The organism is Dietzia sp. MNB45 (assembly GCF_051994785.1).
Taxonomy (GTDB): Bacteria; Actinomycetota; Actinomycetes; order Mycobacteriales; family Mycobacteriaceae; genus Dietzia; species Dietzia kunjamensis.
Genome location: NZ_CP163397.1, coordinates 698,230 through 711,280, shown reverse-complemented (window position 1 = coordinate 711,280; position 13,051 = coordinate 698,230). Strand labels below are relative to the sequence as shown.

Genomic DNA, 13,051 nt, shown 5'->3' with positions numbered 1-13,051 from the left:
GCCCCTCAGGAGGAATCATGACCGCACCCGGCTCAGCCCCCGGAGCCGTCCGCGAGATCGATACCGGCAAGGCCCGGGATCGATATGCACGCGGCTGGCACTGCATCGGCACCGTCAAGGAGTTCTCCGACGGCAAGCCCCACTCCATCCACGCCTTCGGCACCAAGCTCGTGGTGTGGGCCGACGACGAGGGCGAGATCAAGGTCCTCGACGCGTACTGCCGCCACCTGGGCGGCGACCTGTCCGACGGCTCGATCAAGGACGGCAACATCGCGTGCCCGTTCCACGACTGGCGCTGGGGTGGCGACGGCAAGTGCAAGGGCATCCCCTACGCCAAGCGCGTACCCCTGCGCGCCAAGACCCGCGCGTGGATCACCAACGTCCAGTCCGGCCAGGTCTTCGTCTGGCACGACCACGAGGGCAACCCGCCCCTCGAGGAGGACGCCATCCCGGTGATCGCCGAGTACGACACCGGTGAGTGGACCGACTGGGAGTGGAACCGCCTCGTCATCGAGGGCTCCAACTGCATGGAGATCGTCGACAACGTCGTCGACATGGCCCACTTCTACTACATCCACTTCGCGTTCCCGACGTACTTCAAGAACGTCTTCGAGGGCCAGACGGCGACCCAGTACCTCAACACCAAGGGCCGTCCGGACCACGACCCGTCCGGCGGCAAGTACGGCGACACCCTCCTGGAGTCCGAGGCCTCGTACTTCGGCCCCGCGTACATGATCAACCCCCTCAAGCAGATGTACGGCGACTTCGTCACCGACGCGATCCTCATCAACTGCCACTACCCGATCGACCAGAACTCGTTCGTGCTCATGTACGGACTCTCGGTGAAGAAGCCGCAGGGCTTCGACGACGAGACGTCGGCGAAGATGGCGGCGAAGATCGCGACCTTCTTCGGCGAGGGCTTCCTCCAGGACGTCCGGATCTGGCAGCGCAAGTCCTCGATCGCCAACCCCCTCCTCTGCGAGGAGGACGGCCCCGTCTACCAGCTCCGCCGCTGGTACGAGCAGTTCTACGTGGACCGCGACAAGGTCGAGCCCGAGATGCAGGAGCGTTTCGAGTTCGAGGTCGACACCACCGCGGCCAACCAGTACTGGGAGAGCGAGGTCGCCGAGAACATGCGCAAGCAGGCGGCGGGCGAGGCGGAGATCTCCGACGAGCAGACCCAGTACACCGGCATGGCCGAGGTCGCCGGCGAGGCGGGCGCGGCCCCGTCGAAGAACTGATGTTCAAGAAGAACGATTCGCGGCGCGCGCCCACCTGGGACGAGACCGACCCGGCGCGCGCCGCGCGGCTCCACGAGTACACCGACCTGGATCGCGAGACCTACACGCGGGCCGGCTTCCAGCCCGTCGAGTGCCGCAGTTGTGGCACCAGCGTGGCCGTGCGCAAGAACAGCGAGAAGCACACCTCGATCCAGTGGACGGAGGGCGGCGACCGTAACTGCCCAGTCCTCAACGAGTGGCGCGAGGGTGGTGCACGGCCCGATGGCGAGGACACGTGCCCCCGGATGCTCGCGAGCATCCGCTACGCCTACGCCGAGGGTCTGCTGACCATCGCCGAGGGCGTCGACCCGGCCGACGACGAGCACATGGTGAACCCGCTCTACGTCCCCGAGTAACACCCCGACGTCCGGCGACTTCCCCGAGGCGAGAACAGCCCGGAGGAGGTCGCCGTCGTCTGGGACAGTGCGCAGAAACCCGTCCGCGCGTATCCAAGCGATAGGCTCCCGATCTATGACCGAAACTCCCCCGCTCGGCTCCTTCGTGCGCGAGCTCACGATCGCCGAGGTGATCGAGGAGACCGCCGACGCCAAGTCGATCGTCTTCGACATCCCCGCCGGTTGCGAGGACGACTTCCGGTACACCCCCGGACAGTTCCTCACCCTGCGAGTTCCCAGTGAGCGGACCGGATCCGTCGCGCGCTGCTACTCCCTGTCGAGCTCCCCCACCGAGGACGCCCGGCTCAAGGTGACCGTCAAGCGCACGATCGACGGATACGGGTCCAACTGGCTGTGCGACAACGCCGAGGCCGGTATGAGCATGCACGTGCTCGCCCCGTCCGGCATCTTCACGCCCAAGAATCTCGACCAAGACTTCATCCTCCTGGCCGCGGGTTCGGGCGTGACCCCCGTGATGTCGATCCTCAAGTCGGCCCTCGCCCAGGGCACCGGCCACATCGTCATGGTTTATGCGAACCGCGACGAGAAGTCGGTCATCTTCAAGGACGAGCTGCAGCGCCTCCAGCGGGAGAACCCCGACCGCCTCACCGTTCTCCACTGGCTCGAGTCGGTCTCCGGCATCCCCACCGCGGAGATGATCGGCAACCTCCTCCAGCCCGTCGCGACCAAGCGGCACTCCTACATCTGCGGACCGGCGCCGTTCATGGAGACCGTCAAGGACGGGCTCCGCCGCTCGGGCGCCGACATGCACCTCATCCACACCGAGGTGTTCTCCTCGATCGAGGGCGATCCGTTCGCCGAGATCGTCATCGACGAGTCGGCCGACGAGGACGGCGCCGGCCCGGCGACCGCGATCGTCGAGCTCGACGACGAGGTCCACGAGGTCTCCTGGCCCCGCAAGACCCCGCTCCTCGACGTCCTGCTCTCCAAGGGGATCAAGGCACCGTTCTCCTGCCGGAAGGGCGAGTGCTCGGCGTGCGCCTGCATCCTCAAGTCCGGTGAGGTCGAGATGATGCACAACGGGATCCTCGACCCCGAAGAAGTGGAAGAGGGGTACGTCCTGAGCTGCCAACTCCTCCCCAAGACCGACCGCGTCGAGGTGTCGTACTCCGAGTGAGCACGCTCGGAATCCAGCCGGGGCTGGCAGACTCGGTGGCGTGACCAGCCCCGTCGTCGCCTTCACCTCCAGGTACGGCTCCACCCGGCGCTACGCCACCGCGCTCGGGAGGCGACTCGGCGCGCCCGCGGTCGAGCTCGCCGACCTCGCCCCCGCATCCGACGCCGACCCGCTGATCCTGCTCGCGCCCGTCTACGCGACCCGGATCCTCGGGCGACGTCGGATCATCCGGGCTATCCGCTCGGCTCCCGGGCGGGTCGCCCTCGTCGTCGTCGCACTCTCCCCCGCGGACGACCCCGGGCGCGGCTCCCTCTCCGCCCGCCTGATCACCGCCACCGGCCGGGCCGTCACCACCTTCCACGTCCGAGGGGACCTCGACCCAGCCCGGCTCAACTGGGTCGACCGCACCCTCATGGCCGCGCTCCGCCGCCAGTTGCGCAGGACCCCCGACACGCCCGCCGCGCGGATGCTGTTGTCCGGCGAGCCCCTGCACTTCGTCGACGAGACGGCCCTCGACCCGGTCGTGGCCTGGGCGGACGGCAGCGACACCGCCCCCTGAACCGCCAGCAGCCGCGCACTCCGGGGGTCATCCGGGGCGCGCGGCTGCAGGCCGGGAGGATCAGGCGTTGGCCCGCTCCTTCTGGATCTCCAGCGCGATGTCGATGAGCTGGTCCTCCTGGCCGCCCACGAGTCGACGCTCACCGGCGCGGAGGAGGATCTCCGAGGCCGGCACGTCGTACCGCCGCGCGTGGCCCTCGGCGTGCTTCATGAAGGACGAGTAGCAGCCGGCGTAGCCGAGCATCATGGCCTGGCGGTCGACGACGCACTCGCTCGGCATGAGCGGGCGCACCACGTCCTCCGCGGCGTCGGCGATCTTGAAGAAGTCGACGCCGGTGGTGATGCCGAGCTTGTCGCACACGCCGACCAGTGCCTCGACGGGCGTGTTGCCCGCGCCGGCGCCGAACCGACGGGTGGAGCCGTCGATCTGCTGGGCGCCCGCGCGGATGGCCATGATGGAGTTGCCCACGCCGATGTCGAGGTTCTCGTGGCCGTGGAAGCCGACCTGGGCGTCGTCACCGAGCTCGGCGACGAGAGCCGAGACGCGGTCGGAGACCTGGTCCATGACGAGCGCCCCCGCCGAGTCGACGATGTAGACGCACTGGCAGCCGGCGTCGGCCATGATCCGGGCCTGCTTCGCGAGCACCTCCGGCGGCTGGGTGTGGCTCATCATGAGGAAGCCCACGGTCTCCAGGCCGAGGTCGCGGGCGTAGCCGAAGTGCTGGATCGAGACGTCGGCCTCGGTGCAGTGGGTGGCGACGCGGCAGATCGACCCGCCGTTGTCGCGGGCCTTGAGGATGTCGTCCTTGATTCCGAGGCCGGGCAGCGTGAGGAACGCGATCTTGGCCTGCGTGGCCGTCTCGGCCGCCGCCTTGATCAGTTCCTGGTCGTACGACTTGGCGAAACCGTAGTTGAACGACGCGCCGCCGAGTCCGTCTCCGTGCGTGACCTCGATGACCGGGACTCCGGCGCCGTCAAGCGCGGCGACGACGTTGCGAACGTCCTCGACGGAGAACTGGTGCCGCTTGTGGTGCGAACCGTCGCGGAGCGAGGAGTCGGTGATGCGGATGTCGAGCTCGGCGCTATAGGCGCGGGCGTGGGCGTTGTGCGGGTTGGTCGTATCCATGTCTGTCACACTCCGAGCTTGGTCTTGGCGATGTCCTCGCCGACCTTGGTGGCGGCGGCGGTCATGATGTCGAGGTTGCCGGCGTACGGCGGCAGGAAGTCTCCGGCGCCCTCGACCTCGACGAAGATCGCGACGCGGGCCATACCGCCGGTGATCTCGGTGGGAGGGTCGAACTGCGGCTCCTGGAGTAGGCGGTAACCCGGCACGTACTCCTGGATCTCCTTCTCCCGCGTGCGGATGGCGGTGGTGATGAGGTCGTGGTCCGCATCCTCGGGGATGGCGCAGAAGATCGTGTCGCGCATGATCATCGGCGGCTCGGCCGGGTTGAGGATGATGATGGCCTTGCCGCGCTTGGCGCCGCCGACCTTCTCGATCGCCAGCTTGGTGGTCTCGGTGAACTCGTCGATGTTGGCGCGGGTGCCCGGGCCGGCCGACTCGGATGACACGGAGGCGACGATCTCGGCGTATTCCACGGGCACAACCGAGGACACGGCGTGGACCATCGGGATGGTGGCCTGGCCGCCGCAGGTGACCATGTTGTGGTTGGGGGCGTCGACGTGCTCGTGGAGGTTCGCCGGCGGGATGACCATCGGGCCGACCGCGGCCGGGGTGAGGTCGATGGCGATGATGCCGGCCTCTTCGTACTTGGGCGCGTAGGCCTTGTGCACGTACGCGCTGGTGGCCTCGAACAGCAGGTCGGGCTTCTCGCCACCGGCTTCGATGGAGGTGAGCAGTTCGTCGGCGCCGCCCGCCATGCAGGTGAGGCCGTGGTCGGCGGCGCGCTTCATGCCCTCGGACTCGGCGTCGATGCCGATCATCCACTTGGGTTCGATGTACTCGCTGCGCTCGAGCTTGTACATGAGGTCGGTGCCGATGTTGCCGGACCCCACGATCGCGGCGGTGAGCTTGGTCTTGTCTGTCATGACGGAAGTGTCGCGCGGGCGGGCTCGTGCGACAACAGGTTGTGCCACTCAGTGAAATCGCGGCACTCCAGGGCGGTGCACGCCGACACTCAGGCCGGCCGTGCGCGCGCCCGGGCCGCGCCCGGAGGGTTCGTGAGGTGACCGTCTGCGCTGATGAGCCGGTCGGCGAAGGCGTTCCACTCGCGTTCCCGTATGGCGTCGCGCGCACGGGCCAAGGGGCCCTTGGGTCTGGTGCGGTGTTGGTGTCCGGTGTCGGTGAGGATGATCAGCTCGCCGAGTGGGCCGGGCCTGTAGGCGTTGGTCCCGAACGTCTTCTCCCGGTGGTGTTTCCGACACAGGCAGACGAGGTTCCACTCGGTGGTCGGCCCGCCGAGTTCGGGGTCCTTCGTGTTGAACGCGATCACATGGTCCACGTCACAGTCCTCCGCGGGAACCGAACACCCCGGGTGGCGGCAGGTGCCGTCGCGCATGCGGATGCGCTCCGCCATCGCGGGGGTGATCAGGTAGCGCAGGGCGTGTTCCGGGGAGTCGAGCACGCCGGGGGCGGGGTCGACGAGTTCGAACCGCACGCGTGCGTCGTCGCCCTCCAGCAACTGCTGGCACAACCAGGAGTAACTGCTGTATGCGCCGTGCACGAACTCCACGCGGTTGGGCAGCCCCTGCGCGGCCGCGGCGATCACGCTCACCCGGATCGGCCGGCCGGCTGCGGCGGCGTTACCGAGCGACGGCCTGGGCATGTCCGCACCCACGGTGACCTCACCCAGCTCGATCGATCCGCCGTCCCCCGGGCCGGAGTCCGTCCCGCCGGCGTCGGCGGGCGCCGGGGCCGGGGCGGGCGCCGGGGCGTACACGGCGAGGGACGCGAGAGCGTCGGCACGCAGCTGATCCAGCGTGCCGGGCACCCCGTCTCCGGAGGCAGCGCGGGCGTCGGTCTCGATACGTCCCCGCAGCAACTCCGCATCGGCCAGAGGCAGCTTCGCCCACATCGAGGCCATCCCGTCCCGGCCCGACCGGAACCGGACCGTACGCGTGAGCGCCGCCCGGGCCCGGGCATCCTCGGCGCCCTCCGGGTCGAGCCGGCCGACGGCCTCATCGATCCGGCCGTCCACCGAATTGCGAGTCGGCCGGTCACCGCCGTCCAGGTCGTCGACGATGCCCGCCACGACCTCGTCCTCCACGTCCGAGATGATCGAGTCGGGCACCTCGGCCAGCTTGCAGGCGATGTCGATGACGAGCTGTTCGGGAACGACCCCGCGCTCCACCGAGGCCCGCAGTCGCGCGAGCCGCGAATGGATCTGGACCCCGGCGTTGACCAGACGCGCGGCGTGCCAGCACGTGAGCTGACAGGCCGCCACGAGATGGTCACGAGCCCTGGACTGCGGGTCCAACCGTGCGTATGCCGGACGTGCACGACCACCGCTCCCGGCGACCCCTTCGGTGCGGTCGACGCCCGTGCCGACCTCATCCGCCCGGGACATCTGCTCGACCAGGGCCGCTGTCGCCTCCAGCCGGGTCGCACCTGCCCGGTTCTGCGCCAGGGTCGCGGCCCGTGCCGCCTCGCTCACCGCCGTCGAGTCGAGCCCGCCCAGGGATTCCGGAACCGCGAACAGTGACTTCGTCGTCGACAATTCCCCCACCCCCGTCGCGCTCGATTTAGAACGTGTGTTCGACAGTACGGCACTGCAGGCGTTAGCGCAAGCGTTCGATCCGCCCGGCCTCCGGTGTCCGACCCGCGCGCTACACTCACCGCATGACCGAGCCCCCCTCCTCTCCCGTCGACCGCGCCTTCGAGGTGCTACGCGTGACGGCGGGCGGGATAGGGATGACGCTCAGTGAGATCGCGCGCGAGACCGGGCTGGCCAAATCCACGACGCTGCGGCTCCTGGTCGCGCTCGAGCGCAACGACGCGGTGACGAGGATCGGGCAGCGCTACCGGCTGGGGCCGTTGGTGCACGAGCTGGACCCGATCCCGGTCTCGCCGGCGTACGAGCGGATCCGCCGGGTGCTCACACCGTTCCTCGCGCACCTCTTCGAGGCCACGCGCGCGACCGTTCACCTGGCCACCCTGCACGGCGACGAGGTGGTCTACCTCAACAAGTTGCACGGGCCGCGGCCGATTCCGTCGCCGTCGCGGATCGGCGGCGGCCTACCGGCGTACTGCACAGGGGTGGGAAAGGCGATGCTGGCGTTCGACGAGGCAGCGGCCGAGCGCGTGGCGCAGGGGCCGTTGGTCGAGTGGACGGACACCACTGTGACCTCCCCCGACGCCCTGGCGGTGGAGCTCGCCGAGATACGACGGAGGAGACGCGCGATCGACCGCGCCGAGCTCACGCCCGGCCTGTACTGCGTGGCGGCGCCGGTGTTCGACGACGACGACGACGAGGAACACGCCGGCCGGACGCGGGCAGTCGCCGCGTTGTCCGCCAGCGCGGCGGACGAGAGCGCCCTGGCCCGGCTCGAGCCGCTGGTCACCCGCGTCGCCGCGGCGGCCGGTCGCGCGCTGGCCGCGGACGCCTAGCGGAAGTCCATGGTGACGTCGCCAAGCCCGGCGAACTCGGCGCGGAAGCTGTCGCCCGGGGCGGCGTCCATCGCGCGGATCGCGGTGCCCGGCAGGATCACGTCACCCTTGCGCAGACGGACACCGAACTTGGCGACCGTCGACGCGAGCCACCCGACCGAGTTGAGCGGGTTACCGAGCACCGCGTCGGAACGCCCGGACGCGAGGAACTCGCCGTTCTTGTAGAGGGTCGCGTCGATCGCCGCGACGTCGATGTCCGCGAGCCGGACCCGCTGCTCGCCCACCACGTAGCCACACGACGAGGCGTTGTCCGCGATCGTGTCGGGCAGCGTGATCTTCCAGTCCCGGATGCGGGAGTCGATCAACTCGATCGAGGGGACGACCCACTCGATCGCCGCGGCGGCCTCCTCCTGGCAACATCCCTCCGGCGGGATGTCGGCGCCCAGGATGAAGCCGACCTCCACCTCGACCCGCGGGAAGCAGAACCGGGCCGCCTCGATCGCGGTGCCCTCGGGGTATTCCATCGTGTCGAGCAGATGCCCGTAGTCGGGCTCGTCGACGCCCATCATCTCCTGCATCGCCTCGGACGCCAGGCCCACCTTGTGGCCGGTCACCACCGCGCCGGCATCGAGCCTGCGGCGGATGTTGACCAGCTGGATCTCGAAGGCGTCGTCCGGGGTCATGTCAGGATGGTCGTCGGTCAGCGGCGCGATCGGCGCGACGTCCGACTCGGCGTCCCAGAGTCGCTGGGCAAGTGTGGCGCGGGTCTCCTCGTTGAGCATGAGGGGGATGCTACCTGGGCCGTCTGGCGCCACGGCGCTCAGTTCTATAACGTGTTCTACATGGCAGACCAGGAATTCGACGTCGTCGTCGTCGGCAGCGGTGGAGCAGGCATGACGGCCGCCCTCGCTGCAACAAAGAAGGGCCTCAGCGTGGTCCTCGTAGAGAAGGCCCCGCACTACGGAGGCTCCACCGCGCGCTCCGGCGGCGGCGTGTGGATCCCTAACAACTCCGTGCTCCGACGCGACGGCGTCCTGGACACCCCGGAGGCGGCCCGCACGTACCTCCGCTCGATCATCGGCGACGCGGTGGAGCCCGAGAAGATCGACACCTACGTCGACCGCGGTCCCGAGGTCCTGGACTTCGTCCTCGCCAACAGCCCCCTGCGGCTGGAGTGGGTCAAGGACTACTCCGACTACTACCCCGAGGCTCCCGGTGGGCGTCTCGGCGGCCGGTCCGTCGAGCCCAAGCCGTTCGACCTCCGCCAGCTCGGGTCCGAGGCCGACAAGCTGGAGCCGGGCTACGCCAAGGCGCCGGTCAACATGGTGGTGATGCAGTCCGACTACCGCTGGCTCAACCTCCTCCAGCGTCCGCACACCAAGGGCATCAGGCGTTCGATCCGGGTCGCCCTCCGGATGTTCCTCGCCAAGGCGCGCGGGCAAAACTCGGTGGGGATGGGTCGCGCGCTCATCGCCGCGATGCGCAAGGGCCTGCTCGACGCCGGCGTTCCGGTGTGGCTCGAGACCCCCATGACCGGCCTGGTCACCGAGGGTTCGGGCACCCAGGAGCGCGTCGTGGGCATCACCGTCACCCGCGGCGGCGAGGAGGTGACCCTCCGTGCGCGGCTCGGTGTGGTGATCGGGTCCGGTGGCTTCGAGCACAACCAGGAGATGCGCGACAAGTACCAGCGTCAGCCCATCCCCACCTCGTGGACGGTCGGGGCCGCGGCCAACACCGGTGAGGGAATCGAGTACATGGAGAAGACCGGCGCCTCACTGTCCTTCATGGAGGACGCTTGGTGGGGTCCGACGATCCTGCTGCCGCGCGGCCCCTGGTTCGCGCTGGCCGAGCGCTCGCTGCCGTGCTCGTTCATGGTCAACTCCCGTGGTGAGCGGTTCATGAACGAGTCGCTGCCCTACGTCGAGGCCGGCCACAAGATGTACGGCGGCGAGTTCGGACAGGCACCCGCCGGGCAGGAGGGGACGCCCGGCGAGAACGTCCCGGCCTGGATCGTCTTCGACCAGGAGTACAAGAACAGGTACCTCTTCGCCGGTCTGCAGGCCAAGCAGCCGCTGCCCAGGAAGTGGCTCGAGACCGAGAACTTCCACAAGGCGGACACCCTCGCCGAGCTCGCCGACCTCATCGGCGTGCCGGCGGAGGCGCTCGAGCGGACCGCCGAGAAGTTCAACGGCTTCGCCGACAAGGGCGTCGACGAGGACTTCAGCCGCGGCGAGTCGGGTTACGACCACTACTACGGCGACCCGACCAACAAGCCCAACCCGAGCCTCGGCCCGGTCCGCAAGGCGCCGTTCTACGCCGCCAAGATGGTGCCCGGTGACCTCGGCACCAAGGGCGGCGCGAACACCGACGTCCACGGCCGCGTCCTGCGCGAGGACGGCTCCGTGATCGAGGGCCTCTACGCCGCGGGCAACGCCTCCTCGCCGGTCATGGGCCACACCTACGCCGGCCCGGGCGCCACCATCGGCCCCGCGATGGTCTTCGGCTACCTCGCCGTGGAGAACATGCTGGCCTCCGCCCCCACCACCGCCACGACGGGAGTCTGACGTGCCGATCGACCTCGACAAGGCCCTCGGGGCCGAGCTCCCCTCGCAGGAGTTCTCCTGGACCGCCTCCGACGTGGCGCTCTACGCCCTGTCGGTGGGCGCCGCCGCCGACCCGATGGACACCACCGGTCTGGAGTACGTTCACGACACGGCGCCCAAGGTGCTGCCGTCGTTCGCCACCGTCGCCGCGACGATGAACGTCACCGAGGCCCCCCGCGTGTCCTTCCCGGGCGTGGAGATCGACCTGGCCAAAGTCGTCCACGGCAGCCAGTCGGTGAGACTGCACCGGCCCATCCCGGCGGCCGGAACGGCGACGACGACGACGACGATCGCCGAGATCCAGGACAAGGGCTCGGCCGCGGTGATCATCCAGGAGTCCGAGACGGTCTCCGCCGACGGTCAGAAGCTGTGGACCTCGCGCTCGGGCATCTTCGCCCGCGGCGAGGGTGGCTTCGGCGGCGATCGCGGGACCTCCGAGAAGGTCGAGTACCCCGAGCGGGAGGCCGACCACACGATCGAGGTGGCCACGCTCCCCCAGCAGGCGCTGTTCTACCGCCTCTGCGGCGACCGCAACCCGCTGCACTCCGATCCCGCGTTCGCCGAGACGGCCGGGTTCCCCCGCCCGATCCTCCACGGCCTGTGCTCGTACGGCCTGGTCCTGCGGGCGGTCGTGGATCAGGTGCTCGGCGGTGACGTCGCACGCGTCGGCGGGTACGGCGTGACCTTCGGCGGCATCTTCTTCCCCGGGGAAACCATGCGCATCCGGGTATGGGAGGAGGGATCGCGCCTGCTCGTGGCGGCGACCGTCGCCGAGCGCGACGACGCCCCCGTGCTAAAGAACGTGGTGGTCGACCTCGCCTGACCGGCGCTGGTGGAGCGGTTCAGCAGAGCTCGCGGAACTGCTCCACCAGCCGGAGGCGACCCGGGGCGTCGAGCGCCATCGGGGTGACGGTGAGGGTGGTGGCGCCGGCCTCGCGGAACGCCTCGACGCGCTCGGCCACGTACCCCGCCGGGCCGATCAGAGAGACCGAGCGGACCAGTTCGTCGGGCACGGCCGCGGCGGCCTCGTCCTTCTTGCCGTCCAGGTACAGGTCCTGGATCCGGGCGGCCTCGGCCTCGTAGCCGTAGCGGCAGGCGAGCTCGTTGTAGAAATTCTTGCCGCGCGCACCCATGCCACCGATGTAGAGGGCCAGGTGCGGGCGCACGAAGTCCAGGTAGCCGGGGACCTCGTCGTCCTCGCAGATCGCCAGCGCCGGCCCCGCGTAGACCTCGAGTTCGCCCAGGGACGCATCGCGCTTCTCGCTGCCGCGGGCCAGCGCGTCGCCCCAGGCCAGGTGCGCCTTCTCGGGGTGGAAGAAGAGCGGCTGCCAGCCGTTCGCGACCTCGGCCGCGAGCTCGACGTTCTTGGGGCCCAGGGCGGCGAGGATGATCGGGATGTCCTCGCGCACCGGGTGGTTGATGAGCTTGAGCGGCTTGCCCAGGCCGGTGCCCTGATCGGCGGGCAGGGGGATCTGGTACTTCTTTCCGTCGTGGACGACCTTCTCGCGGCGCCACACCTTCCGGCAGATCTCGATGATCTCGCGTGTGCGGGCCAGCGGGGCGTCGTACTTCACGCCGTGGAAACCCTCGACGACCTGCGGTCCGGAGGCGCCCAGGCCGAGGGTGAAGCGACCGTCGGAGACGTAGTCCAGGCCCGCCGCGGTCATCGCGGTGAGCGTGGGCGTGCGGGTGTAGATCTGCAGGATGCCCGAGGCCAGCTCCATGGTGGACGTCTTGGCCGCGAGGTAGCCGAGCTGGCTGACCGCGTCGAACGAGTAGGCCTCGGGGACGAACGCGATGTCCAGTCCCGCCCGCTCGAGGTCGGCGGCCTCCGCGGCCGTCTCGGCGAATCCGCCGCTGTAGTTGAGAGCCATTCCGATGCGCATGCGCGCAACGCTACCGGGGGGCCCGGTCACCCCGGATCACCACGTCGAGCTCGCTCCCGATCCGCACGAACACCCCGACCCGGCGACGCATCGGCGTATCGGCGCGTTCGTAGCCCACCAGCCGCATCCGCGCGTCGGAGGCGACCTCCAGGACGGTGTGCTCGGGCAGGTCGACGTCGGAGGTGGGGACGACGACGAGGTCGGCGGTCCCCAGCATCCGGGCCAGTCGCAGTCGGCGCGTCGGTTCGTCCCCCCGGCGACGCAGCCACCGGCGCACCGCGACCACACAGGCCGCGATCCCCCACGCGACGAGCGGGAGCAGCGCCACGAGCGTGAGCACCCAGCCGGGGCTCACCGCCGCACCGCCACGCGGGTGAACCGCATCGGGTCCAGCCAGGGGCCCCGCTGCACGAGTGCCCGCGTGCCCCCCACCGGTTCCAGGCCCCTGGACCGGGCCGCCGCGTAGACGACCGACCGGGGTAGCCGTAGCTCCCAGGGTCGGATGACCACCTCGTCGTCGTCGCCGTCGAGCCGCACCGCGAGCGCACGGGCGCGCCGACCGTGCCGGCCCCGATACCACCGCGCCGGGTCGATTTTCCGCATGCAACGGATCGTACGGGGCCG

14 protein-coding genes are annotated in these 13,051 nt (G+C 69.7%); 7 read left to right on the top strand and 7 right to left on the bottom strand.

From position 1 onward, the window contains the following. Nucleotides 1–17 precede the first annotated feature (17 nt). From AB5G72_RS03485 to AB5G72_RS03470, 4 genes are all read left to right on the top strand, one after another. A complete protein-coding gene (locus tag AB5G72_RS03485; protein ID WP_119192655.1) occupies nt 18–1,241 on the top strand; it encodes a Rieske 2Fe-2S domain-containing protein in 1,224 nt (407 codons plus the stop codon). Further along, nucleotides 1,241–1,636, top strand: a complete 396-nt coding sequence (locus AB5G72_RS03480) for a hypothetical protein (RefSeq protein WP_067711766.1) — start codon at nt 1,241–1,243, stop codon at nt 1,634–1,636. Before AB5G72_RS03485 ends, AB5G72_RS03480 begins: the two co-directional genes overlap by 1 nt. Before the next feature lie 115 nt (nt 1,637–1,751). Then, entirely contained in the window at nt 1,752–2,813 is a 1,062-nt protein-coding gene (locus tag AB5G72_RS03475) for a ferredoxin--NADP reductase (RefSeq protein WP_259822934.1), read from the top strand. Nucleotides 2,814–2,853: 40 nt separating this feature from the next. Beyond that, a complete protein-coding gene (locus tag AB5G72_RS03470) occupies nt 2,854–3,372 on the top strand; it encodes a flavodoxin domain-containing protein (RefSeq protein WP_154828965.1) in 519 nt (172 codons plus the stop codon). Between the two features lie 60 nt (nt 3,373–3,432). On the opposite strand, the gene dmpG is transcribed toward AB5G72_RS03470, so the two are convergent. From dmpG to AB5G72_RS03455, 3 genes are all read right to left on the bottom strand, one after another. Continuing rightward, nucleotides 3,433–4,497 carry a 4-hydroxy-2-oxovalerate aldolase gene (gene dmpG / locus AB5G72_RS03465; RefSeq protein ID WP_440221007.1) on the bottom strand — a complete coding sequence of 355 codons (1,065 nt, stop codon included), beginning with the start codon at nt 4,495–4,497 and terminating at the stop codon, nt 3,433–3,435. Between the two features lie 5 nt (nt 4,498–4,502). Continuing rightward, nucleotides 4,503–5,420 carry an acetaldehyde dehydrogenase (acetylating) gene (locus tag AB5G72_RS03460; RefSeq protein WP_154828967.1) on the bottom strand — a complete coding sequence of 306 codons (918 nt, stop codon included), beginning with the start codon at nt 5,418–5,420 and terminating at the stop codon, nt 4,503–4,505. 89 nt (nt 5,421–5,509) lie between these two features. Continuing rightward, a complete protein-coding gene (locus tag AB5G72_RS03455; RefSeq protein WP_440221006.1) occupies nt 5,510–7,057 on the bottom strand; it encodes an HNH endonuclease in 1,548 nt (515 codons plus the stop codon). 113 nt (nt 7,058–7,170) lie between these two features. Between AB5G72_RS03455 and AB5G72_RS03450 the strand changes: the two genes are divergently transcribed. After that, entirely contained in the window at nt 7,171–7,938 is a 768-nt protein-coding gene (locus AB5G72_RS03450; protein ID WP_440221005.1) for an IclR family transcriptional regulator, read from the top strand. Here the strand turns inward: AB5G72_RS03450 and AB5G72_RS03445 are convergent. Continuing rightward, nucleotides 7,935–8,720, bottom strand: a complete 786-nt coding sequence (locus AB5G72_RS03445) for a 2-keto-4-pentenoate hydratase (protein ID WP_440221004.1) — start codon at nt 8,718–8,720, stop codon at nt 7,935–7,937. The genes AB5G72_RS03450 and AB5G72_RS03445 overlap by 4 nt on opposite strands. A gap of 60 nt (nt 8,721–8,780) precedes the next feature. Here AB5G72_RS03445 and kstD point away from each other — a divergent pair, with 60 nt between their 5' ends. Both kstD and AB5G72_RS03435 read left to right on the top strand, forming a co-directional pair. Then, nucleotides 8,781–10,502: a 3-oxosteroid 1-dehydrogenase gene (gene kstD / locus AB5G72_RS03440; RefSeq protein WP_440221003.1), complete on the top strand. Its 1,722-nt coding sequence runs from the start codon at nt 8,781–8,783 to the stop codon at nt 10,500–10,502. A 1-nt stretch (nt 10,503) separates the two neighbouring features. Further along, nucleotides 10,504–11,364, top strand: a complete 861-nt coding sequence (locus tag AB5G72_RS03435; RefSeq protein WP_440221002.1) for a MaoC/PaaZ C-terminal domain-containing protein — start codon at nt 10,504–10,506, stop codon at nt 11,362–11,364. Nucleotides 11,365–11,383: 19 nt separating this feature from the next. Here AB5G72_RS03435 and AB5G72_RS03430 read toward each other — a convergent pair whose 3' ends face one another. Genes AB5G72_RS03430 through AB5G72_RS03420 form a run of 3 tightly spaced genes read right to left on the bottom strand, consistent with a single transcriptional unit; the run spans nt 11,384 to nt 13,030 of the window. Continuing rightward, nucleotides 11,384–12,427 (bottom strand): LLM class F420-dependent oxidoreductase, encoded by a 1,044-nt coding sequence (locus AB5G72_RS03430; protein WP_440221001.1) that lies wholly within the window; start codon nt 12,425–12,427, stop codon nt 11,384–11,386. 10 nt (nt 12,428–12,437) lie between these two features. Next, nucleotides 12,438–12,782 carry a hypothetical protein gene (locus AB5G72_RS03425; RefSeq protein ID WP_440221000.1) on the bottom strand — a complete coding sequence of 115 codons (345 nt, stop codon included), beginning with the start codon at nt 12,780–12,782 and terminating at the stop codon, nt 12,438–12,440. Further along, the gene (locus AB5G72_RS03420) at nt 12,779–13,030 is read right to left on the bottom strand and encodes a hypothetical protein (RefSeq protein WP_067711720.1); all 252 of its coding nucleotides are present in this window, start codon (nt 13,028–13,030) and stop codon (nt 12,779–12,781) included. The genes AB5G72_RS03425 and AB5G72_RS03420 overlap by 4 nt, the downstream gene beginning before the upstream one ends. Nucleotides 13,031–13,051: the final 21 nt, after the last annotated feature.